21 protein-coding genes and 1 tRNA gene are annotated in these 23,220 nt (G+C 65.4%); 19 read left to right on the top strand and 3 right to left on the bottom strand.

The features are described from left to right. Positions 1–14: 14 nt before the first annotated feature. The 12 genes from rpmA (at position 15) to F8O06_RS08475 (ending at position 9,724) form a co-directional block, all read left to right on the top strand. Positions 15–272, top strand: a complete 258-nt coding sequence (rpmA, locus tag F8O06_RS08530) for a 50S ribosomal protein L27 (RefSeq protein ID WP_158031103.1) — start codon at positions 15–17, stop codon at positions 270–272. A gap of 76 nt (positions 273–348) precedes the next feature. Beyond that, a complete protein-coding gene (gene obgE / locus F8O06_RS08525) occupies positions 349–1,977 on the top strand; it encodes a GTPase ObgE (protein ID WP_158037630.1) in 1,629 nt (542 codons plus the stop codon). Further along, complete coding sequence (gene proB, locus F8O06_RS08520) at positions 1,974–2,825, top strand: glutamate 5-kinase (protein WP_158037631.1); 852 nt, start codon at positions 1,974–1,976, stop codon at positions 2,823–2,825. Before obgE ends, proB begins: the two co-directional genes overlap by 4 nt. Before the next feature lie 173 nt (positions 2,826–2,998). Then, positions 2,999–3,718, top strand: coding sequence for a response regulator transcription factor (locus F8O06_RS08515; protein WP_225733382.1), 720 nt, complete (start codon positions 2,999–3,001; stop codon positions 3,716–3,718). After that, the gene (locus F8O06_RS08510) at positions 3,715–5,358 is read left to right on the top strand and encodes a sensor histidine kinase (protein WP_158037633.1); all 1,644 of its coding nucleotides are present in this window, start codon (positions 3,715–3,717) and stop codon (positions 5,356–5,358) included. Before F8O06_RS08515 ends, F8O06_RS08510 begins: the two co-directional genes overlap by 4 nt. 32 nt (positions 5,359–5,390) lie before the next feature. Further along, a complete protein-coding gene (locus F8O06_RS08505; RefSeq protein ID WP_158037634.1) occupies positions 5,391–6,692 on the top strand; it encodes a glutamate-5-semialdehyde dehydrogenase in 1,302 nt (433 codons plus the stop codon). A 97-nt stretch (positions 6,693–6,789) separates the two neighbouring features. Then, positions 6,790–7,005: a hypothetical protein gene (locus tag F8O06_RS08500; RefSeq protein WP_158037635.1), complete on the top strand. Its 216-nt coding sequence runs from the start codon at positions 6,790–6,792 to the stop codon at positions 7,003–7,005. Between the two features lie 14 nt (positions 7,006–7,019). Further along, positions 7,020–7,634, top strand: coding sequence for a nicotinate-nucleotide adenylyltransferase (nadD, locus tag F8O06_RS08495; protein ID WP_225733383.1), 615 nt, complete (start codon positions 7,020–7,022; stop codon positions 7,632–7,634). Next, entirely contained in the window at positions 7,635–8,783 is a 1,149-nt protein-coding gene (locus tag F8O06_RS08490; protein ID WP_158037637.1) for a hypothetical protein, read from the top strand. Continuing rightward, on the top strand, positions 8,780–9,166 hold the full coding sequence (rsfS, locus tag F8O06_RS08485; protein WP_158037638.1) for a ribosome silencing factor: 387 nt from the start codon (positions 8,780–8,782) through the stop codon (positions 9,164–9,166). Before F8O06_RS08490 ends, rsfS begins: the two co-directional genes overlap by 4 nt. 16 nt (positions 9,167–9,182) lie before the next feature. Beyond that, entirely contained in the window at positions 9,183–9,482 is a 300-nt protein-coding gene (locus F8O06_RS08480; protein WP_225733384.1) for a TIGR02611 family protein, read from the top strand. A gap of 169 nt (positions 9,483–9,651) precedes the next feature. Beyond that, positions 9,652–9,724 (top strand) — tRNA-Ala (locus tag F8O06_RS08475). Between the two features lie 456 nt (positions 9,725–10,180). Here F8O06_RS08475 and F8O06_RS12255 read toward each other — a convergent pair. Continuing rightward, the gene (locus F8O06_RS12255; protein WP_192496833.1) at positions 10,181–10,336 is read right to left on the bottom strand and encodes a hypothetical protein; all 156 of its coding nucleotides are present in this window, start codon (positions 10,334–10,336) and stop codon (positions 10,181–10,183) included. Positions 10,337–10,439: 103 nt separating this feature from the next. On the opposite strand from F8O06_RS12255, the gene F8O06_RS08470 reads away from it, so the two are divergent. Next, a complete protein-coding gene (locus F8O06_RS08470) occupies positions 10,440–11,942 on the top strand; it encodes an aldehyde dehydrogenase family protein (RefSeq protein WP_158037640.1) in 1,503 nt (500 codons plus the stop codon). A 1,071-nt stretch (positions 11,943–13,013) separates the two neighbouring features. Here F8O06_RS08470 and F8O06_RS08465 read toward each other — a convergent pair. Continuing rightward, entirely contained in the window at positions 13,014–14,138 is a 1,125-nt protein-coding gene (locus F8O06_RS08465) for a 5-methyltetrahydropteroyltriglutamate--homocysteine S-methyltransferase (RefSeq protein ID WP_158037641.1), read from the bottom strand. Positions 14,139–14,299: 161 nt separating this feature from the next. Here F8O06_RS08465 and thrC point away from each other — a divergent pair, with 161 nt between their 5' ends. The 6 genes from thrC to F8O06_RS08435 all read left to right on the top strand — a co-directional run bounded on the left by thrC (position 14,300) and on the right by F8O06_RS08435 (position 21,814). Further along, positions 14,300–15,727 (top strand): threonine synthase, encoded by a 1,428-nt coding sequence (gene thrC / locus F8O06_RS08460; protein WP_158038190.1) that lies wholly within the window; start codon positions 14,300–14,302, stop codon positions 15,725–15,727. Positions 15,728–15,796: 69 nt separating this feature from the next. Then, positions 15,797–17,374, top strand: a complete 1,578-nt coding sequence (locus F8O06_RS08455) for a cryptochrome/photolyase family protein (protein ID WP_158037642.1) — start codon at positions 15,797–15,799, stop codon at positions 17,372–17,374. 306 nt (positions 17,375–17,680) lie between these two features. Continuing rightward, a complete protein-coding gene (locus tag F8O06_RS08450; RefSeq protein WP_158037643.1) occupies positions 17,681–18,424 on the top strand; it encodes a TetR/AcrR family transcriptional regulator in 744 nt (247 codons plus the stop codon). Beyond that, positions 18,421–19,287, top strand: coding sequence for a 3-hydroxyacyl-CoA dehydrogenase (locus tag F8O06_RS08445; RefSeq protein WP_158037644.1), 867 nt, complete (start codon positions 18,421–18,423; stop codon positions 19,285–19,287). Before F8O06_RS08450 ends, F8O06_RS08445 begins: the two co-directional genes overlap by 4 nt. 146 nt (positions 19,288–19,433) lie before the next feature. Next, positions 19,434–20,963 (top strand): amino acid ABC transporter substrate-binding protein/permease, encoded by a 1,530-nt coding sequence (locus tag F8O06_RS08440; protein WP_225733385.1) that lies wholly within the window; start codon positions 19,434–19,436, stop codon positions 20,961–20,963. Next, positions 20,960–21,814, top strand: coding sequence for an amino acid ABC transporter ATP-binding protein (locus F8O06_RS08435; protein WP_225733386.1), 855 nt, complete (start codon positions 20,960–20,962; stop codon positions 21,812–21,814). Before F8O06_RS08440 ends, F8O06_RS08435 begins: the two co-directional genes overlap by 4 nt. Positions 21,815–21,818: 4 nt before the next feature. Here the strand turns inward: F8O06_RS08435 and F8O06_RS08430 are convergent, their stop codons facing one another. Continuing rightward, complete coding sequence (locus F8O06_RS08430) at positions 21,819–23,216, bottom strand: peptide synthetase (protein ID WP_158037645.1); 1,398 nt, start codon at positions 23,214–23,216, stop codon at positions 21,819–21,821. Between the last annotated feature and the right edge of the window lie 4 nt (positions 23,217–23,220).

Raw genomic sequence — 23,220 nt, 5'->3', positions numbered from 1 at the left:
AAAGGCGTCCTCTCATGGCACATAAGAAGGGTGCGAGCTCAACTCGCAACGGTCGCGACTCAAACGCTCAGCGTCTCGGCGTGAAGCGCTTCGGTGGGCAGGAGGTCAACGCCGGCGAGATCATCATTCGTCAGCGTGGCACCCACTTCCACCCCGGCGCCAACGTGGGCCGCGGCAAAGACGACACGCTCTTCGCGCTCGAGACCGGATCAGTCCAGTTCAGCAGCAAGGGCCGTCGCCGCGTGGTGAGCATTCTCACCGCTGCGGAGTGACATTCCGTTTTTCAGCATGATCGAGGCGGGCTCGCATAGCGAGCTCGCCTCTTTCGCACCTTAAGGAGCACATCACATGGCACTCAGCTTCGTCGACGACGTCGTGCTGCACGTCACAGCAGGTGACGGCGGCGACGGCTGTGCGTCAATTCGCCGCGAAAAGTTCAAACCGCTCGCCGGCCCCGACGGCGGCAACGGGGGTGACGGCGGCAACGTCATCGTCGAATCAGACCCGCAGATCACCACACTGTTGGCCTACCACCGTCGACCGCATCAGCGGGCCGAGAGCGGCGGCTTCGGCATGGGCGACTACCGCGACGGCTATGCCGGACAGGATCTGATCCTGCCCGTTCCGGTCGGCACGGTCGTGCGCGACGCGGATGGCGAGATGCTCATCGACCTCGATCAGCCGGGCATGCGCTACACGGTGGCGCAGGGCGGCATCGGCGGTCTCGGCAACAACTCGCTCGCCTCGACGAAACGCAAGGCTCCCGGCTTCGCACTGCTCGGCACACCGGGCTGGAGCGGCGATGTGCGGCTCGAGCTCAAGACCATGGCCGATGTGGCTCTCGTCGGATACCCCTCAGCAGGCAAGTCGAGCCTGATCGCAGCCATGAGCGCGGCCAAGCCGAAGATCGCCGACTATCCGTTCACGACGCTCGCTCCGAATCTGGGCGTCGTCGAGGCCGGAGATGTGCGGTTCACCGTGGCAGACGTGCCCGGGCTCATCGAAGGGGCCAGCGAAGGCAAGGGGCTGGGCCTCGACTTTCTGCGCCATGTGGAGCGGTGCGAGGCATTGGTGCATGTGCTCGACTGCGCCACGATCGAGCCGAATCGAGATCCGATCAGCGACCTCGAAACGATTCTGGCCGAACTCGCGAAGTATCCGGTCGCCGAGGGCAAAACGCCGCTCATCGAGCGACCGCAGCTTGTCGCGCTCAACAAAGTCGACGTACCTGAGGCCGAGGAACTCGCCGAGTTCGTCACAGATGATCTTGAGCAGCGGGGATTCCGCGTGTTCCAGGTCTCGGCGGCCACACGCCGCGGGCTGCGCGAGCTCACCTTCGCGATGGCCGGACTGGTCGACGAGGGTCGGGCCGCACAGCGTGCCGAGGCAGAAGCCGAGGCTGAGCAGCCGGAGCGCATCGTGATTCGCCCGCGATCACGTCGTCGTGAGGCTGAATTCACCATTTCTCGTGAGACCGGCCCGGACGGCGAGTACTTCCGTATTCTCGGTGAGAAGCCGGAACGCTGGATCGCCCAGACGATGTTCGACAATGATGAGGCGGTGGGCTACCTCGCCGACCGGCTGAACCGGTTGGGCATCGAGCAGGAGCTGTTCCGTGCCGGTGCGCGCGCCGGATCGGCCGTGGTCATCGGGCCGGGCAGCAACGAGCGAATCTTCGACTGGGAGCCGTCGATCACCTCCGGCGCCGAGATCGCTGCGCCGCGTGGCGAGGATCTTCGCCTGAGCGATCACTCGCGCCCGACCCGTGCCGAGAAGCGCGTCGAGTACTACGAGCGCATGGATGCCAAGGCCGCTGCCCGAGCCGAACTGCAGGCCGAACGCGAAGCCGGCCTGTGGACGGAGGATCGAGAGCGGACGAGGGCGACCAGTGCATCCGCCGCAGGCTCGACAAACACGACGGATGCCGCAGGCTCGGCCGCTGAGGACACCTCGGACGAAGAAGGAGAGCAGCGGTGAGCAGCGTCATCTCGCAGGCTGGGATTCCCGGCGCCGGGCGCATCGTCGTCAAAGTCGGCTCGTCGTCGATCACCGGTGAGAACGAGCACCAGCTCGGCCATCTGGTGTCGGCGCTGGCGCAGCTGCACGAGGGGGGCGTCGAGGTCGTCCTGGTGTCGTCCGGAGCGATCGCCACCGGGCTGCCGCTGCTGAACCTGAACGGTCGACCTGCCGACCTGGCGACTTCACAGGCAGCGGCTGCCGTGGGTCAGGCACGACTCATGTACCGCTACGAGTCAGTGTTCGACGCCTTCAGCGTGACGACCGCACAGGTGCTGCTCACCGCGAGCGACATCGACGACCGCAGACATCGCCGTCAGGCGCAGCAGACCATCGATCGACTGCTCGATCTGCGTGTGCTGCCCATCATCAATGAGAACGACACCGTCGCGACGCATGAGATTCGCTTCGGAGACAACGATCGGCTGGCGGCGCTCACCGCGGTGCTGGTTCGGGCCGATGCGCTGGTGCTGCTCTCGGACGTCGATGCGCTCTACGACCGCCCGCCGCAGCGCGAGGGCTCGAAGCCCCTGCACTTCGTCGCGCACGACGACGATCTCGAACACATCGAGGTCTCGCCGGTGACGGTCAACGGCGTCGGCACCGGGGGAGCGGTCACGAAGATCGCCTCGGCTCGGGTCGCGACCGAAGCGGGCATCCCGGTGCTGCTCACCTCGACCGAGCACGTTTCGAACGCGCTTTCGGGGCAGTCGATCGGCACATGGTTCGAGGCGCGCCCGGTGCTCGGTCACGAGCTCACCGACACCGGAGCACTGCAGACCATCGAGTCGGTCACCCACGAGCACTGAATGGCGCGTATGTGCTGAGTGTCTGAGGATCTGGACACCTCGCACACATGACGCTCACAGAATTCGCTCAGTATGCTCGAAGCAGTTCTTCGCGAGAACGCCCGGACGACGTATCGTCGGCACTCGCGCGAAGATCCCGGGTTCAGGCCCGGGTGAGAGAGATCGGAGAGCCTGTGAACGAGTCAGCTGCCAGAAGTGAGAAGCACGATGTGACGGTGCTCGTCGTCGACGACGAACCGAACCTGCTTGAGCTCGTCGCTTCAGCCGTGCGCTATGAGGGCCTGAACGTGATGACCTCGCTCAACGGCCGAGGAGCGGTCGATGCTGCCCGCACCACCCGACCCGACGTGGTGATCCTCGATGTGATGCTGCCTGACCTCAGCGGGTTCGAGGTGCTGCGCAAGCTGCACGAGATCGACGAGAGCATCCCGGTGATCTTTCTCACCGCTCGTGACGCGGTCGAAGATCGCATCGCCGGCATCACCGTGGGCGCCGACGACTATCTGACCAAGCCGTTCAACATCGAAGAGCTCATGGCGCGCGTGCGCGGGCTGCTGCGACGCTCGCGGCACTGGGTCGAAGAGGAGCACGACCCCACTGTCGTCGTCGGCGATCTCATGCTGAACGAAGACTCATACGAAGTGACCCGCGGCGGCGACGAGATCAAGCTCACAGCGACCGAGTTCGAACTGCTGCGCTTCTTGATGCGCAATGCCAAGAAGGTCATGTCCAAAACGCAGATACTCGATCACGTCTGGCACTATGACTTCGGCGGAGAGGTCAATGTCGTCGAGCTGTACATCTCGTATCTGCGCAAGAAGATCGACCACGGGCGCGAGCCGATGATCCACACCGTTCGAGGCGTCGGATACGTGCTGAAGCCTGCGGTATGACCGATCGCGAGGGCCCGCGCACCTCGCACCAGCGTGCTGCGAGGCCCGGCGCCTACCGTCGCAAGAGGCGAGGCCTGCTGCGGCACTGGCGGCTGCTGCCGCTGAGCAAGACACTGCCGATCATGCTCGCTGCGCTGCTGTTCTCGAGCGTGGCCCTGATCGCGACCGTCACCACGTCTGCGCTGAACACCTCGCTGTACGGGCAGCTCAACACCGAGCTGAGTCTCGCGACCGAGCGTGCCCGCGCCACTGATGTGGCGAAAGGGGATGCCGTAGTGCGGCCCGATGACCCGGTTCCGCCAGGCCTCGACGTGCGCACGCAGCGGGCGCACACCATCATCGTCGACCTGCGGCAGGGATCTCTCAGAGCCGGCTACATCGACGACGGCGAGACCCCGACCTTCCACCAGCTCGACTCCGATCAGGTCGCGATGCTGCTGAAGGTGCCGGTCGACGGCGGTTTCTACGACGTGCCGCTGCCCGATCTCGGCACCTACCGTGCCGTCGCGATCAACGACCGAACCGGTGCTCGACAGGTCGTCGCCATCTCACAGGAGGCCGTCGCCAATACGATCACGCAGTACATGGTCGTGCAGATGGTCGTGATCGCGCTGGCCGGCATCGGCGCGCTGCTGCTCGGCTGGATGCTCATGCGCCGCGCACTGCATCCGCTCGAGGTCGTCGCACGAACCGCACAGAGCGTTGCCGGGCGCGAACTCGCCACCGGAGACGCGGCGCTGACCGAGCGCATTCCCGAGATCTTCGTCGACGACGTGACCGAGGTGGGTCGCGTGGCGGGCAGTTTCAACCGCATGCTCACACACATCGACGACGCCTTCCGCGTGCGACGGGCCAGCGAGACGAAGCTGCGCCGTTTCGTCGCAGACGCCAGCCATGAGCTGCGCACGCCGCTCGCATCGATTCGCGGCTACACGCAGCTCGTGCTGCGCGATGCCGACACGCTGCCGCCCCATGCGGCCGAGCAGCTGGGTCGCGTGCGCAGCGAGTCCGAGCGCATGTCTGACCTGGTCGAAGACCTGCTGCTGCTCGCCCGTCTGGACAACGAGCCGGTGATCGAGCGTGAAGAGGTCGACCTGCGAGGGCTGCTGATCGACGCCGTGGCAGACGCGCACGCCGCGGGCCCGAACCACCACTGGCAGCTCGACCTCGACGCCAGCCAGCCGCTCGAGGTGCTGGGAGACGAGAACAGCCTGCGTCAGGTGCTGGTCAACCTGCTCGCGAACTCCCGCACACACACGCCGGCCGGCACGAACGTGGTGCTCGGCGCTGCGATCGTCGGCGACGACGTGCGCATCCAAGTGCGCGACGACGGCCAGGGCATTCCGGAACAGATGGTCGACACGATCTTCGACCGCTTCGTCAAAGCTGACGACTCCCGCACCCCGGGGCAGGGGTCGACCGGGCTCGGACTCTCGATCGTGCAGGCGCTGGTTCATGCACACGGCGGCAGCGTCTCGGTCGCGTCGACTCCGCAGCGCTTCGATGACGACGGCAGGCCATTGGAGGGCGACCACGGAACGACATTCACCGTGCTGCTGCCGAGACTGCAGCATCCACAGCAGGACGACGAGACCGGTGCCCAGAACGACGCGGACGATCCGAACGCGAATCGCGCCTGATCGTGTCGGCGCCGTGTCATAGACTGTGAGGCATGTCAGCAGATCACTCACGCGACGATCGTTCACCGCTCACCGGCGAGGCGGCTCTTGCCGCTCTGCGGCCGCGTCTGCAGGCAGCGAAGCAGGCCGGGCGCTCGCTCGCCACACGCACCTCGGGCGTCAAAGATGCAGCGCTTGAGGCGATCGCCCAGGCGCTCGTCGACAACGAGTCGCGCATTCTCGAGGCCAACGCGCGCGATCTCGATCGTGCGGTCGAGACGGGGCTGTCGTTGCCCATGCACGACCGACTGCGCCTCGATCATGACCGCATTGCAGCGCTCGCCGACGCCGTGCGCGTCGTGGTGGGGCTGACCGACCCGATCGGCACGCTCGTGCGCGGTCATCGGCTGCCGAACGGTGTGCGCATCGAACAGGTTCGTGTGCCTTTCGGCGTGCTGGGCGTGATCTACGAGGCACGTCCGAACGTCACGGTCGACATCGCCGCCCTCGCGATCAAGAGCGGCAACGCCGTGGCGCTGCGCGGCGGCTCGGCTGCGTATGACACCAATGACGTGCTGGTGCAGGTGCTGCGTGAGGCGATCGCCTCGGTCGGGCTGCCGGCGGATGCCGTGGTGAGCGTCGACGACCACGGTCGCGCGGGCGCTGACGCACTGATGCATGCGCGTGGGCTGATCGACGTACTGATTCCGCGCGGCGGCAAGGCGCTGATCCAGCGGGTGGTGCAGACGTCGACCGTGCCGGTGATCGAGACCGGTGACGGCAACGTGCACGTCTATCTCGATGCGAGTGCCGATCTGCAGCATGCGGTCGACATCGTGGTGAACGCGAAGACCCAACGCGTGAGTGTGTGCAACGCCGCCGAGACGGTACTCGTGCATCGTGACGCGGCCGAACGAGTGCTTCCCGCCGTGCTGACCGCACTGCACGACAGAGACGTGACGATTCACGGAGACGAGGCCGTTCAGGCGATCGACTCCTCGGTCGTTCCCGCGACCGAAGCCGATTGGCAGACGGAGTACCTCGCACTCGAGCTGGCGGTGCACGTCGTCGATTCGATCGACGAGGCGATCGAGCACATCAATCACTTCTCGACGCACCACACCGAGTCGATCATCACCGAAGACTATGCGAACGCCGAGCGCTTTCTCGCCGAGGTGGACTCGGCTGTGGTCATGGTCAACACCTCGACCCGTTTCACCGACGGCGGCCAGTTCGGGTTCGGCGCCGAGGTCGGCATCTCGACACAGAAGCTGCATGCGCGCGGGCCGATGGGCCTGCCCGAGCTCACCACCACGAAGTGGATGGTGCGCGGCGAGGGCCAGATCAGACACTGACCGCTGACTGGCGCGGGGCGGGCACGCTGGCGCGTGTGTACTGAAGTGGTCGCGTGATCCTCTATCATGGGGTGAGTAGTCAGAAGATGAGGACACAATGCTTGCAACTGCCGTGAACGTACTTGCCGCTGAATCAGTGGAGCACTCGATGCCGATGCCTCCGTGGGGCTTCGCACTGGTCGCCGCTGTGGTCTTCATCCTGCTCGGGCTCATCGTGTTCAGCTACCGTGACGTCAACAACCGGCATCACGATGAGGTCGTTCCGCCGCTTCCCGAGCTGGCCGCCGGTTCAGAGGCGCACCAGGGGCACTGAGCTCCGCCAGTCGCGTGCACACACAGACCACCCCGCATCGGCGTCGACGTATCGGCGTCATGGGCGGTACCTTCGATCCGATTCACCACGGCCACTTAGTGGCTGCCAGCGAGGTGGCGAACGCGTTCGACCTCGACGAAGTGGTGTTCGTACCCACCGGCCAGCCGTGGATGAAAGCTGATCGCCGGGTCACCGGTGCCGACCAGCGTTACCTGATGACGGTGATCGCCACAGCATCCAACCCCAGGTTCACCGTGAGCCGAGTCGACATCGATCGAGCGGGCCCCACCTATACGATTGACACCCTTCGCGACCTGCATCGTCTGCGCCCCGAGGCCGAGCTCTTCTTCATTTCTGGGGCCGATGCCATCGCCCAGATTTTGACGTGGAAAGACAGCGAAGAGCTCTGGAAGCTCGCGCATTTCGTCGCGGTCAGCAGGCCCGGGCATCCGCTCTCACTTTCGAGCCTGCCGCATGACGACGTAAGCTTGTTAGAGATACCTGCGCTTGCGATATCGTCGACAGACTGTCGACGGCGTGCGCGCCGTGGTCAGCCCGTGTGGTACTTGGTGCCAGACGGCGTTGTCCAGTACATCAGTAAATACGGACTGTATCGGGATGAGGACTAAGTGGCCGAAGAACATCAGCTGACGCGGCGAGAGCTGCGTGCACGAGAGCGCGCGGCTCAGCTGGCTGCCTCCGAGGCCGCAGCGGCAAAGACTCCGAGCGACGCATCGAAGACTTCCGGCGATGCAAAGAAGAAGCAGACAGCAGCCGGTTCAGGGCAGGGTGCTGCCTCGAAGGCGCAGCAGTCGGCACAGAGCACTGCTGCCGACGGGCAGTCGAAACGAGCGCATCATCGGCACGGCGCCCCGGCAGCGGCGGCACAGTCGACTCCTGCTCAGCGCCCGGCATCGGCTCAGCGTCCGGCACCTGTTCAGCGTCCGGCAGTGGCGAAGAAGTCGGCTCCGCAGCCTGCTCCTGCCACATCGGCAGGTCCGGCCTTCGTGAAGTCGGCGGCGCCCGCTCAGGCGAAGCCCACCCCGAAGCCGGCTGAGAAGCCGGCGGCAGAACGGCCTGCTGCAAAACCGGTTGGCGGCCCCTCGTCGACGCCGGGCAGCTCGCAGGTGACGCCTGCAGCGAAACCGGCCGCGGCGTCCCCGACGCCGTCGACGCCGGAACCTCGTCGCCGGCGGCCGCTGCTGGCCGATGCACCGGTGGCCTCATCGAAGCCTCGCGCAGCGGCTCCGACCCCGTCGGTGACGAAGTCCGCAGCTCAGCCGAGCCAACCGGCGAAGGCTGAGAGCACTCCGGTGATCATCACGCCGGCGACGTCTGACAGCGACGTCGACGCCAGGATCGCCCCCAACAAGCCGACCATCACGACCGGGCCAGCAACGGCCAGCGTGCTTGTGCTGCCGAGCACACCCGAGCAGAACAGCCTCGCGCTGCCGCTCGACTCGACCGGTGATGTGCTGATCACGACCGGTTCGATCACACTGCCGCAGCTGACCACCGACACCGGTGTCATCCCGGCGGCGTACGAGAAAGATCGCGGCGACCCGCTGGCCGACACCAGCGACTCGGTGCCGGTGACTGACGAGACTCGGCCGGTGTCTGCCGTCGAGACGGTGCGTCGCTACGAGACCGACCGCATTCTTCCCGAGAACTCACAGCACGATCGCATGAACAAGCTGTCGATCGGTCTGCTGATCGGTGCCGGCGTGCTGCTCATCGCCGCCACCGTGTTCGTGCTGCTGCGGATCTTCGGCGCATGACGGCCACCGCAGAGGCGAAACGCCTGGCACAGATCGCCGCTCAGGCCGCGCTCGACTTGAACGGGCACGACATCGTCGCGCTCGACGTCTCGGGCACGAATCCGTTCGCAGACATCTTCGTGGTCGTCACCGGATCGAGCGACCGTAACGTGGTCGCCATCGCCGACGCTGTGCAGGATGCCATGGTCGAGAACGGCGTGAAGATGCGAGGCCGCGAGGGGCGCGAGCTGGGGGAGTGGGTGCTGCAGAACTTCGGCGATGTGGTCGTGCACACCTTCCAGGAAGAGTCGCGCGACTTCTATGCCCTGGAACGCATCTGGAACACGGCGCCGGTGGTCGAGCTTGACCTGCACGATGGTGTGGAGAGCACCTCTGCGCGCTGAATCGGGTGCGAACCTCGTGACTCCGGCTGACGACGCTGATGCGCCAGAGCAGGGTGCCTTTCGTCGCTGGCTGGGGCGGCATCCTCGGATGCTGCGCATCTGGCGGGCGGGTGTCGCGTGCGTCGGCGGGTGCGTGCTGGCCCTCGGCATCGTGCTGCTGCCGCTGCCCGGCCCCGGCTGGATCGTGATCTTCTTCGGCCTCGGTATTCTCGCGACGGAGTTCGCCTGGGCTGCGAAGGCCCTGAAACCACTGAAGAGGTTCTGGGTGTGGCTCAGCGCACGGATGGAGCGCCGGCGCGAGCGGCGTCGTGGATAGTTTGACAGTGCTGTGGTGAACAGTGCCGCAGCAGGGAGCTGTCTGCTCGGGCTGGGTTCGTGCCTCAGCCTGAACGGACTTGTCGATCTCGGGTTGCAATCTTCAAGCAGTTCAGTCTAAGATTATCGAGTTGGCTGAAACGCCGTAAGGTGTTTTGAAGCTCCGAAAGGGGCCTGTGGCGCAGCTGGTAGCGCACCTGCATGGCATGCAGGGGGTCAGGGGTTCGAGTCCCCTCAGGTCCACACGAGATGGTTGAGACATCGCTCGTAACATTAGAAATCCCGCCAGGTGCAACTGGCGGGATTTCTGCGTTGAGGGGCTGATCTGTGCGCAGTGTTTTGCAGGCACCGTGCTCTGCGCGCGATGTAGTGCTGTGTACTGTGGCGACATTCAGCATGAGGGCGCATCAGGTTTTGACTCTGTGCTGATGAGTCTTTGTGCCGGTGCACGGATCCGCTCGGATTTACATGGTTTTGTCGAGATCAGCTGAGGTTGAGCGGAACGGTGCCGCGCTCGACAAATCCGTGTTGCACTGAAGCAAGTAGGGCGCTGCCGCGTTCGACCAATTAGAGGTGGGCAGTGCTGCCCGGCGGCTGTTTGAGTACTGTTTGTCCTCCACCAGTACCGGGCATGTGCGTTGCAGTGCTCACGCACCAGCCCAGCCGGTATGAGCACTGCCGCGGCAGCGCACCGACCGCTCACTCCGGCGCGGAGTACCGTGCGATCTTGAAATCTGTCGCCTCGCGGGCGAGCTCCAGCTCGGCGATCTGGCGTTCGATGCGGTCTCGTTGATCGAGCATGATCTGTCTGCGCTCAGGAATCGTCGCGTCGCCCTGCTCGAGCAGGGAGACCACTACGGCCAGACCGCAGAAGCTGGGATAGTGTTGGTTCCAGCCTGATCCTGCACACAGAGCACAACATCCAGCCGCGCCCACCCCACGACTGAAAGCAGACCGCATGACTGACACCGCGCATCCCCAGAACGATTCGACGCCTGACGAGACGCGCTCGAGACTCTTCATCGGGGGCGCCGCGCGCGCGACCGACGAGACGACGGCCATCATCGATCCGGCGAGGCCGAGCCATATTGTCGGCCATGCGGCGGCGGCATCGCCAGCAGACGTGGCAGACGCCGTGGCTGCGGCGAAAGGTGCGTTCGCGCAGTGGTCGGCGCTGACCCCGCAGCAGCGCGCCGACCTGATGACCGAGGCCGTCGCAGACATCGCGGCAGACCGAGATGCGGATGCCGCGCTGCTGTCGCGAGAGAACGGCAAGATCGTGGCCGAGGCGTGGGTCGACGCGCTCGTCTTCGAGCTGCGCTGGCGACTGGCGCTCACGCTGGTCGACCAGGTCGATGCCGATGTCGTGCTGCGCCCCGAACCCGGCATCCCGGTCGAGACGACGGTGACTTATCAGCCGCTCGGTGTGGCCACGGTGATCGTGCCGTTCAACCGGCCGCTGGCGATTCTCGCGGCATCGCTGCCGTACGCGCTGCTGGCCGGCAACACAGTGATCGTGAAGCCGCCGCTGACTGCTCCGCTGGCGACGGCGCAGCTCGTGCAGCGGGTGGCCGAGCGTCTGCCCGCAGGCGTGCTGAATGTCGTGACCGGGCCGGACGCGAACATGACGGGACTGATTCGCAACGAGGATGTCGCGAAGGTCTGCTTCACCGGGAGCGTGGGCGGCGGTCGTCGCATGATGGAGCTCGCGGCGCCGACGCTGACCCGTGTGACGCTGGAGCTCGGCGGCAACGATGCGGCGATCGTGTTCGATGACGCTCCGCTCGATGAGGAGCACTTGGACCGGCTCTTCCACGCGGTGTTCGACTCGACCGGGCAGATCTGCATGAACGCCAAGCGCATCTACGTGCACCGGTCGCGCCTCGACGAGCTGGTTGCCGGGCTCTCTGCGCGGCTCGACCACGTGGTGCTCGGCGACGGTGTCGACCCGAAGACGACGATGGGGCCGCTGCATTCGGCGGAACAGAAGAGGTTCGTCGACGGGCTGATCGCCGAGGCGAAAGCGGCCGGGGCCGACGTGCGAGAGTTCGGCGAGCTGCCGGGCGGCGATCTTGCCACAGGCAACTTCGTGCGGCCGGCGATCGTGGTCGAACCCGATGCGGGCCTGCGCGTGGTCACCGAAGAGCAGTTCGGACCGGTGATCCCGGTGATGGCGTTCGACGACGCGGCGGATGCGGTGCGCCTTGCCAACGACAGCTGGGCGGCCCTGGGCGGCTCGGTCTGGACGATGGATGCGGCGCGGGCTCGGCGGGTCGCCGGCCAGCTGGTCTGCGGGTATGTATGGATCAACGACCACGGTGCGAACCGGCTCGATCTGCGGGCGCCGTTCGGCGGACTCAAGTCGTCGGGCATGGGGCGTGAGCAGGGGCTCGACGGGCTGCGTGACTTCCAGGATGCGCGGGCGGTCGCTGTGCTGGAGTCTGAGGTGCTCGCCGGATAGGAGGTGGCGGGGACGGCCCGGTCGAAGCGCGCAGCCTTGCCATAGATCGCCCTCAGGTTCGCGGAAGATGAGCCGGCCAGTGTCGAGGAGCGACCTCACGTGAAGGAATATGTGACTGACTGAGTCGCTCCGAGAGCATTCGTCAGGCTCTGGCAGGATTCGCTGCATGAATCTCATGGTCTGGCGCGAAAATATGCTCTCGGGTCATGGCGCCCACATGCTCCGAGGTTGGTTCGTGTGCTCGGAGGAGCGATCGCCTTGTGCGCGGCTCTGCCCAGACGTGCGCGGCTCTGCCCAGATGTACACCGTTCCGCCGAGATGTACACGGTTCCGCTCAGAACAGCCTGATTTCAGCGGAACCGTGTACATCTCAGCGAATTTGTGCTTCATGGCAGACAGATCAGGTCACTGGTGCAGTGCTGAACCTCGACCGAAGACCAGTATCGGCCGACCTGCGACCTCGCCGAGTTCGTGAAGGCTTGTGACGGTACCTGCAGATTCCCTGGATGCGAGGCTACGGCACACGGCTGTGAGGTCGACCAGACGGGGAACTGGGAATGGGACGGCCCCACCAATCCGGATGACCTCGCCTGTCTGTGCCGTCGGCACCCCGCTCAAACTTCAGAGCCACTGGAAGGTCAAGCAGATCGGTGGCGCGAGGCTGCACTGGACGAGTCCGACCGGTGCAGGCAGAGTGACGAGGCCAAGCGGCAATGACGACCCGTCGTTGTGACCGTTCTTGCCGGTTTCACCACGCTTGTAGGTAGGTCTGCCAGGTTCGACCTGCTGGGCCGATTTTGCAGATCTCACAGGTTCGACCTGCTGGGCCGATTTTGCAGATCTCACAGGTTCGACCTGTTGAGTCGTTGTATCAGACCCGCCAGGTTCGGCCCTTTGACCGCTCCAGTGGATCAGACCGGTCAGGAGGCTCGCGCTGAGACTTGCTCGCGTTAAAACCCGCCTGCCGTGAGATCTTGCTCGCGCTGAGAATCGCTCGCGCTGAGACCCGCCTGCAGCCAGATCTTGCTCGCGTTGCGACCCGCCTGCGCTGAGACTTGCTCGCGCCGAGAGCTACCGATCCTGCGGAAAGCCCCAGACCTCGTCGGCGATCTTCGTGATCTCGCGGAGCTTCGCCCACTGCTGTTCCTCGGTGAGCACGTTGCCCTCTTCGGTCGAGGCGAAACCGCACTGCGGGCTCAGGGCGAGCTGATCGAGCGGGGCGAATTCCGCCGCCTCGCGAATACGCGCGCGCACGGCATCCGCCGGTTCGAGGTCGCCCGACTTCGACGTGACCAGCCCGAGCACGACCCGGCGACCGTCATGGGGCAGAAAGCGCAGCGGCTCGAAGCCGCCGGCACGATCGGAGTCGTACTCCAGGAAGAAGCCGTCGTAGTCGACCTGGCCGAGCAGGTACGGGGCGACCGGCTCGTAGCCGCCCGACGAGATCCACGTCGAGCGGAAGTTGCCACGACACACGTGCGTGGTGATCGTCATGTCTTCAGGGCGGTCGCGAACGATGTCGTTCAGCAGATCGGCGTAGGCCTGTGCGATGTTCTCGGTGTCGAGTCCGCGCTCGCGGGCACGCTCCAGTTCCAGATCAGAGCACAGATACGCCCATGCGGTGTCGTCGAACTGCAGGTAGCGGCACCCCGCAGCGTGGAAGGCACGGACGGCATCCCGCCACGTCTGAGCCAGATCGGCGAACAGCGAAGCCCGGTCGGGGTAGACGCTGTGGTCGATGCTCTCGGGGGCCAGACGAAAGTGCATGACGGTCGGCGCCGGGATGCACTGCTTGGCCGTGACCGTGGTGTGGTCGCGAACGAAGCGGAAGTGCTCGAGCATGGGGTGGTCGTCGGGAAAGCTCACCTTGCCGGTGATGTGCACGGCATGCGGCTTCGGCGCCGTGCCGTGAAAGGCCATGCCGCTGTCCTCTTCGACGATCTCGACGCCATTGAGCCCGCCGAAGAAGTCGAAGTGCCAGAAGGCGCGACGGAACTCGCCGTCGGTCACCGCCTGCAGACCGACCTCCTCCTGCTTGGCGATGACGCGTGCGATCTGCTCGTCTTCGACGGCACGCAGAGCTGCGGCGTCGATCTCACCGCGGGCGAAGCGGTCGCGGGCCTCGTGGACGGCCGGCGGACGAAGCAGACTGCCGACCTGGTCGGCACGAAAGGGGATGCTGTGCGAGGTTGTCATAGGTTCAGTTCTATCAGTTCGGCGGCCGCTGAGGGCTTCTGGCGGCGCCGGACCACGGCCTGTCGTGGTCAGTCGGTATCCTTGAGTGGCAGCCGTACGAGCGCCGTCTATCGAAAGGCACGAACCGCATGACCGAGGGAATGATCGACCACCAGACCGATCTGCAGTACGTCTCGACACGAGGGGGCATGCAGCCCGCGACGTTCACCGAGGTGCTGCTCGACGGTCTCGCCCCCGACGGCGGTCTCGTGGTGCCGCAGACGATTCCCCAGGTGAGCGCCGAGCAGCGCGAGTCATGGCGTTCGCTGACCTACCCGCAGCTCGCGGCGAAGGTGATCGCGCTCTACGCGACCGACATCCCGACGGCCGACCTTGAAGTGCTCACTGCCAGGGCCTACAGCCCCGAGCGTTTTCCCGACCCCGTCGTGCCGCTGACGCCGCTGGACGATCGCACGGTACTGGTCGGGCTGTCGCAGGGGCCGACCATGGCCTTCAAAGACCTGGCGATGCAGTTTCTCGGCGAGGCGATGCCCTATGTGCTGGCTCGTCGAGGCCGTCGCCTCAACATTCTGGGCGCTACGTCGGGAGATACCGGCTCAGCAGCCGAGCATGCGTTCCGCGGCAAGCCCGGCATCAGCGTGTTCATGCTCTCGCCACAGGGCCGTATGAGCGATGTGCAGCGTGCGCAGATGTACTCGATCACCGACGACAACGTGCACAACATCGCCATCGACGGAGTCTTCGACGACTGCCAGAACATCGTGAAGGCGATCAACGGCGATGCGCAGTTCAAGGCCGACCAGGCCATCGGCGCCGTCAACTCGATCAACTTCGGCCGAATCAGCGCACAGATCGTGTACTACTTCTGGGCGTGGCTGCGTGCGACGGATGCGGTGGCCGAGTCCGACCGACCCGAGGCGATGCTCTCGGTGGCCGTGCCGTCGGGCAACTTCGGCAACATCTACGCGGGTCACCTCTCGCGCAGCATGGGGCTGCCGATCGACCGTCTGATCCTCGCCACCAACGAGAACAACGTGCTCGACGACTTCTTCCGCACCGGTGTGTACGTGCCGCGTTCGCGCGAAGAGACGCTAGCCACGTCGAGCCCCTCGATGGACATCTCGAAGGCCTCGAACCTCGAACGCTTCATCTGGGAGCTGCTGGGCACAGACGCATTCCCCGAGCGCTGGGCCGAGCTGCAGCGCACCGGTCGCCTCGACCTCAGCGCCGAGCTGCCGCGCCTACACGCCGAATTCGGCTTCATCAGCGGAACCAGCACCCATGCTGACCGGCTCGCGAGCATCCGATCGACCTATGAGCACAGCGGCGTCGTCATCGACCCGCACACCGCTGACGGGGTCACGGTGGCGCATGAACTCGATGTGCCCGGCCTGACCCTGGTGCTTGAGACGGCGCTGCCGGCCAAGTTCAGCGACACGGTGCACGAGGCGCTGGGCGATGACGTCGACGTGATCTCGCCCGCCGTGCGTGAGCTGCTGCAGCAGCCTCAACACGTCGTCGATCTGCCAGATGATGTGGATGCCGTGCGTGCGTACCTCGAGGAGCACGCGCTGACGGCGCAGGTCTGAGTCTGCGGAGCTGACGGCGCGCGGTCTGTACCAGCGGAGCTTACTTACCAGGTGAACTAAACTGGGGTCATGACGACTCTGGTGTGGTTTCGAGACGATCTGCGGGTGAAGGACAACCCGGCGCTGCTGCAGGCGTCTCGTGACCCGGAGGGCGTCGTCTGCGTCTACCTGCTCGATGAGCATAGTCCAGAGACCCGCGCATTGGGCGGAGCGGCGAAGTGGTGGCTGCACCAGTCTCTGATGCGACTCAGCGAGCGGCTGGCCGAGCTCGGTGCGCCGCTGCTGCTCGAGCGCGGAGCCGCCCGTGTAGTGATTCCGCGTCTCATCTGGGGAGCTGGTGCTGGTGCTGGCGCACACGCTGAGGTCGGTGTGCCTGTCGAGTCTGGTGGGCACACAGAAGATGGCGCGAACGTCGCCACCGGGGCGACGCAGATCACCCGGGTGGTCTGGAACCGGCGGTACGGACCAGAGAAGGCGATCGACGCCGATCTGAAGCTCCGGCTGCGCAACGCAGGCGTCGCCGTGCAGTCGTTCGCTGCGAATCTGCTGCACGAACCCTGGACCGTGCAGACGAAGGCCGGGGGAGCGTACAAAGTCTATTCGCCCTTCTGGCGAGCCTGCGGGGAACTGCCCGTTCGCGCTCCGGTGCCGGCGCCCGACCATCTCACGCCTGCATCCGTCGAACTGCCGACGCTAGGCGGAGGGCGTGAGCCGAGTGCCAGCCCTGCCAGCCCTGCCAGCTCGGCCGCCGAGACGTTCTCGACGACGCTTGCGAGCTGGAACCTACGGCCGAGTGCTCCCGACTGGTCAGCGGGTCTCGCGGATCGATGGACACCGGGAGAGGACGCGGCCCATCGACGGCTGGCGATCTTTCTGGGCGAGGAAGCGTCGCATGCTGCGCCGGGAAGTGCACAGAGACCTGCGCCGATCGACGAGTATGCCGAGCACCGTGACGAACCTGCCGACGACGACGCGGTCTCGGGGCTCTCGCCACACCTGCGGTGGGGAGAGATCAGCCTGGCAACGGTATGGCGCCAGGCCATCGCGAGCGGTCGGTCCGTCGGGACGTTCCTGAGCGAGCTCGGCTGGCGGGAGTTCGCATGGCACACGCTCTTTCAGCATCCCGATCTGGCGACGACTAACCTCGACCGGCGATTCGATGCGTTTCCGTGGCGAGCCGGAGCGGGGCAGGCCGCGGGTGCCGCGATGTCTGCCGCAGAGAACTCTGAGCTGCGGGCCTGGCAGCAGGGCCGCACGGGAGAGCCGCTCGTCGACGCCGGTATGCGCGAGCTCTGGCAGACCGGCGTCATGCACAATCGCGTGCGCATGGTGGCGGCGTCGTATCTGGTGAAGAACCTGATGATCGACTGGCGGGTTGGGGAACGCTGGTTCTGGGACACGCTCGTCGACGCGGATGCCGCGAGCAACCCCTTCAACTGGCAGTGGGTTGCCGGGTGCGGGGCGGATGCTGCGCCCTACTTCCGCATTTTCAACCCCGAGACCCAGCGGCGTCGGTTCGACCCGCAGGGAGAGTATGTCGACCGGTGGCAGGCGAGGCAGCCCGGGATCGAGCCGCTGGTCGACCTGCGCGCGAGTCGTGCGCGTGCGCTCGCAGCCTATGCCGAACTCACGCGGGCGCCTCGGTGACACCAGTGATAAAGGTGACGGTGACGCGCCCGGCCGCGAGCAGAGCTGCGTCAGAGCCGGCGATCGGCAGATAGCCCGGGGCTCTGCGATGCGGAGCGCCGGTGACGAGTGCTCTCTGCGAGATCGATTGTTCGTACTGAGAGATCGACTGTTCTATCTGCTGACATTCTGGGCGCGCAAACTTGCCTGGAGGGTATCGAAATGCGTCAAAACATGAGTACACTCAGAAATGAGCAGGCTCACCAGGACTCCTGAGGAGTCTGCGTCTACAAGAGGTGTCGGCTGCGCAGATCCTGGAGGTGGGAAATGACGGTGACCAAAAGCGAAGGTCGAGTCGCCCGTCGCAAACGAGAGACGCTCGGGCGCATCATACACGCGGCCGCAGAGCTCTTCGACGCACAGGGCTTCGACGCCACGACGACCCAGCAGATCTCCGAGCGTGTCGACATCGCCGCAGGCACGCTGTTCCGCTATGCGGCCACCAAGCCGGAGCTGCTGCTGCTCGTATACAACGAGCGGCTGCGCGAGGCCTTGGCCGCAGCAGAGCGCGCCATGGACGCAGAGGCTGAGACGACGGAGGCTCTTCTCGCCTACGCCGTGTGCATTCTGCGGGCGGCCGCAGACCAGCCACGCAACACCGCGCTCTTCCAGCGTGAGCTCATCTTCGCCGATGCCGACGAGCCATACCGTGCCGAAGGTCTCGCACTCGTCGAAGAGATGGAGCACCATCTCTGCGATCGTCTGATGGCCGATCTCGACGACCAGATCAGAGCGGGCGACGCCGAGCTGTCGGCCACGGCATCCGCCTGCCTTCAGCCGGTCGCCCTGCAGGCTGCCCGCAGCATCTTCGCCGATCTGCACGTGCTGCTGATCCAGCCGCACCGCGCCAGTGACGCGCTGAACAACGACTTCGCCGATCTGCGACTGCAGGTGGCCATGATCGTCGACGGGCTCCGCGTGCGCGCCGCCGAGATCTGCTCCTCGACCCCGGTCAGCACGATCGAAGTCAAGACCAACGACCCAAAGAAAACCCGAAAGGAACCATCATGACCAGCAACATCACCAACGTCACCGTGCTCGGCACCGGCGTGCTCGGATCGCAGATCGCCTTCCAGAGCGCCTACGCCGGGTTCACCGTGACCGCCTATGACATCAGCGACGAGATTCTCGAGCACGCAAAGGCGCGATTCGCCGGCCTCGCCAAGGTGTACCAGCAGCAGGTCGACGGGGCAACGGAGGCCCGGACCGATGCGGCTCTGTCTCGTCTGGGCGTGAGCAGCGATCTCGCGGCCGCGGTGGCCGACGCAGATCTGGTCATCGAGGCCGTGCCCGAGGCCGTGGCGATCAAGCGTGACACCTATCAGAAGCTGAGCGCCGCGGCACCGGCGAAGACCATCTTCGCGACGAACTCGTCGACCTTGCTGCCAAGCGACATCGTGAGCGCGACCGACCGTCCCGACCGCTTTCTCGCCCTGCACTTCGCCAACGAGATCTGGCTGCACAACACGGCCGAGGTCATGGGCACTGAACAGACCTCGTCTGAGGTCTTCGACCGAGTTGTCGCCTACGCCAAAGAGATGGGCATGGTGCCGGTCCCGCTGCACAAAGAGAAGTCAGGGTACGTGCTGAACTCGCTGCTCGTGCCGCTGCTCGACGCAGCGCTCGAACTGGTCGTCTTCGGGTACTCCGAGCCCGCTGATGTCGACAACGTCTGGCGGATCGGAACCGGCGCGCCGATGGGCCCCTTCCAGATTCTCGATGTGGTGGGTCTGAACACTCCGTACAACATCATGGCGCATGGCGACGAGCGCAAGCAGCAGATCGCCGCCTGGCTGAAAGAGAACTACCTCGATCAGGGCAAGCTCGGACGGGCCTCGGGGGAGGGGTTCTACTCCTATGACCAGGCGGAGTGACGCCTGAACTTGGTGCCGGTGATGCGTCTTGCCGGGCCCAGGTCCACGGTCGAAATATTGAGGTGAGTATACTTTTCCCCAGCAATCACTCGACGAGATGAACCTCTCGACGGTGCCTACGGCCCGGCGAGAAGACGGAGGCACTGATGGTCTGCGACCATGCGACCAGAATCGACCAGCACTCTGGTGAGTCTGGGGGTCGCAGGCCATGGGGCGTGCTCACGGCATTCGCGATGGCGTTCTTCACGCTGTTCGCCCTGCTGCTGCCCGGAGTGTCGTCCGCTCACGCCGATGCCGATGAGAACCCGAGCGGCGACGGCGCCGTCGCGGGCCGCACCTTCCGGGTCGCGACCGACACGACCTTCGCGCCCTTCGAGTTCCGCGACTCATCGGGGCAGATGGTCGGCATCGACATGGATCTCATGCGCGAAATCGCCAAGCGCGAGGGCTTCGACGTCGAGATCCAGTCGCTCGGCTTCAACGCGGCACTGCAGGCGCTGTCGTCAAACCAGGTCGATGCGGTGATCGCCGGCATGTCGATCACCGACCAGCGCAAGCAGGTCTATGACTTCACCGACCCGTACTTCCAGAGTGGAGTGCAGATGGCTGTCGCCAAGAACAACGAAGACGTGCACTCCTACGAAGACCTGCGGGGCAGGACCGTCGCGGTCAAGACCGGTTCCGAAGGCGAGGCCTACGCCAAGTCGATTCAAGAACAGTACGGTTTCAAGATCGACGGCGTCGATCAGTCGGCGACCATGTACGAGAAAGTCAAGTCGGGCAATGCCGTTGCCGTCATCGACGACTATCCAGTGCTGGCCTACGGCATCGCCCAGAACAACGGGCTGAAGACGGTGACAGACAAGGTGCCCGGCGGCGACTACGGCGTCGCGGTGAACAAGGGCATGAACGCCGACTTCGTCGACGCGTTCAACCGAGGACTCGCCTCGATCAGGCAGGACGGCGAGTACCAGCGCATCATCGACCACTATCTTGCCGACCCCGAGGCGAACGCCGCCGGCCAGGGCGGGCTGCTGCAGCTCGCCAAGCAGGCGTTCCCCGCTCTGATGCTCGGTCTGCGCAACACGGTGATCATCACGCTGATCTCGTTCGCCGTGGCTATGGTACTCGGCTTCGGCTTCGGCCTGATGCGCGTCGGCACCAGCCGCGTGCTCGACTGGATCGCCAAAATCTTCGTCGGCGTCTTCCGCGGCACCCCGCTGCTGGTCTGGGCGTTCTTCTTCTACTTCGGCGTTCCACAGCTGATCGGGCATCCCGTGAACATCTGGGTTGCCGGCGTGCTCACTCTGGCGCTGAACTCGGGAGCATACATCACCGAGATCATCCGCGGAGCGGTGGGGTCAGTCGACTCCGGCCAGCTCGAGGCGGCCCGGTCGCTCGGCCTGGGCTACAGCAAGTCGATGCAGCGCGTCGTGCTGCCGCAGGCCGTCAAGATCGCCACACCGTCGCTGATCAATCAGCTCGTGATCATGGTGAAAGACTCGTCGCTGCTGCTCGCCATCGGCTTCGGCGAGCTGCTCTATCAGGGCCAGCAGATCTACGCGGCGAACTTCCGCGTGACTGAGACGCTGCTGCTCGTGGCCATCATCTATTTGGTGGCGATCACCTTGCTGACATGGCTCGCCAACGTGATCGACCGGAGGATCAACCGATGAGCGCCGAACCGACCACCAGCGACGGCAGCTCGACAACGGAGAAGGCACCGACCATGGACGAAAGCACCATCAACACGCCTGACAGCGCCAGCGCCGCCGGGTCCGTCAGCGAGACCGATCGCCCCGTCCGCATCGAGGTGCGCGATCTGAAGAAGACCTTCGGCTCGAACGAGGTGCTCAAGGGCATCTCGCTGACGGTGCGATCAGGCGACGTGGTCAGTATCATCGGCACATCGGGGTCGGGCAAGTCGACGCTGCTGCGCTGCCTCAACCGGCTCGAGACCCCGACGTCGGGCACCGTCATCGTGAACGGGCACGACATCTCCGGTGCGAAGGTGAACATCGACGAGGTGCGCCGCGAGGTCGGCATGGTGTTTCAGCACTTCAACCTCTTTCCGAACATGACCGTCGCCGAGAACATCGAGCTGGCGCCGCGAGAGATCCACCACGTGAGCAAGACTGAGGCCCGGAGTATGGCGCTCGAACTACTCGACCGGGTGGGGCTGGCAGACAAGGCGGACGCAAGCCCGACATCCCTCTCAGGCGGCCAGAAGCAGCGTGTCGCCATCGCACGGGCACTCGCCATGAAGCCCGAGATCATGCTCTTCGACGAGGCCACCAGCGCGCTCGACCCCGAGATGGTCGGCGAGGTGCTGCAGGTCATCCGCGATCTGGCCGCCGAAGGCATGACACTGCTGTTGGTGACGCATGAGATGGGGTTCGCTCGTGAGGTCTCGAACCGCGTGCTCTTCCTCGACGCCGGCGTGGTCGAAGAGCAGGGCTCGCCCGAACAAGTCTTCGCGCACCCGCAGAGCGCTCGCCTGCAGACCTTCCTCTCGAAGGTGCTCTGAACCCTCAGCTGGCGCGGTGCTCGACGGCGTCGTGCAGCGTGCGATCCTGCAACCGATGCACGACGGCCTCGAGCCAGGCGCGCATGCTGACACGTGCCTGTGGGGTATCCGGGTAACGGCAGCGCAGATGCATGCCGGTCGGACTCACGACGAACCAGATCATCACGCCGTCGACCCTCAGCGCAGCCGAGACGTACTGCGTCGCCAGTTCTGCAGGCAGCTGCACGGGTAGACGGCGGGTGTCGAGCCAGGAGATTGCGAACATGCCCGGACCGCCCGGCATGCCGCCGCGAGGTTCGAAAATGTCGGCCAGCGGCGTGCCCGCGAGTCGAAGCGCATCTTTCACATCCCGGGCACACTCGCGCGGGTCATCCGAGGCGCACTCGATCACCGAGTTGGTCACGAACCAGCCGACGGAGTCGTGCCAGCGCGGTTCGTACCGACTGTGCACCGGGAAGACCGCACGCAGCGGCCGCCCGGTCATGGCGAGGGTGACTCCGGCCAAGTCGGCGAGCACCATGTGCAGCAGTCGGACTCCCAGGGCCGCGGCCTGCGTCGAAAGCATCTCGAGACGGTCGGCGTCAAGGATGTCACGCACCTCGACCACCTCTGGCACCGCGTGCCGCAGCTCGCCGAGGTCGAGCGGCAGCGTGGGCAGCAGTCCGTCTCCGGCTGCCAGGATCTCGGCCCATCGTTCGAGCACCTCGGGCGTGGCCGCCGGGCGTGCGGCGAGGGCTGCGGTGTGATCGGCGAAGTCTGGGGCTTCGTCGAGCGATGCGGATGCTCCGGCGGCGTCGGTCGTGAGCGTGGCGGTCGGTCGCCCGGTCTCGAGCCGCATAAGAACGTCGTGCTCGACCGCAGACGAGTCGAGCGCTGCCAGCAGGTCTCGGGCGAGCAGCAGCACCGACCACATGTCGACATGAGAGTGGTCTGAGCCGATCACCACGGTCTGCGCGGAGTCTGTCGCATCGCTGGACGGATCGATCAGCACCAGGCGATGGGACGGACGCGAGCAGGGGCGGCAGTGCGCGTCCAGGATCTCATGCACGGCATCCCTCGTCAGCTGCCCGCCCGAGCGAGGATGCTCATGCCAGCTTCCGGCGCTCACCGCATGTTCGGTCAGCTGCAGGGTTCCGTCGTCTGCGCGTGAGAACACTGTGCGCATGGTGCCGTGTCGGCGCACCACGTCGAGCCAGGCCTCGCCCAGTCGCTCTGCGGTGACCGGATGAGGCAGACGGAAGGCGAGCGCCATCCAGGAGCCTGGCCGTTCGCCCTCGCTTACGTGACGTCGCTGATCGAACGAGATCGGTACGTGTTCTCGCACCACCGCACCCATCGTCACGGCATAGTGGCGCACGCGGCCCGCGGGCAGCGTGACTCGGGTGATGTTCGTCAGGCGCACGTTC

Source organism: Pseudoclavibacter sp. CFCC 14310, from assembly GCF_008831165.1.
Taxonomy (GTDB): domain Bacteria; phylum Actinomycetota; class Actinomycetes; order Actinomycetales; family Microbacteriaceae; genus Pseudoclavibacter_A.
This window is presented reverse-complemented; position numbering and strand designations above follow the sequence as displayed.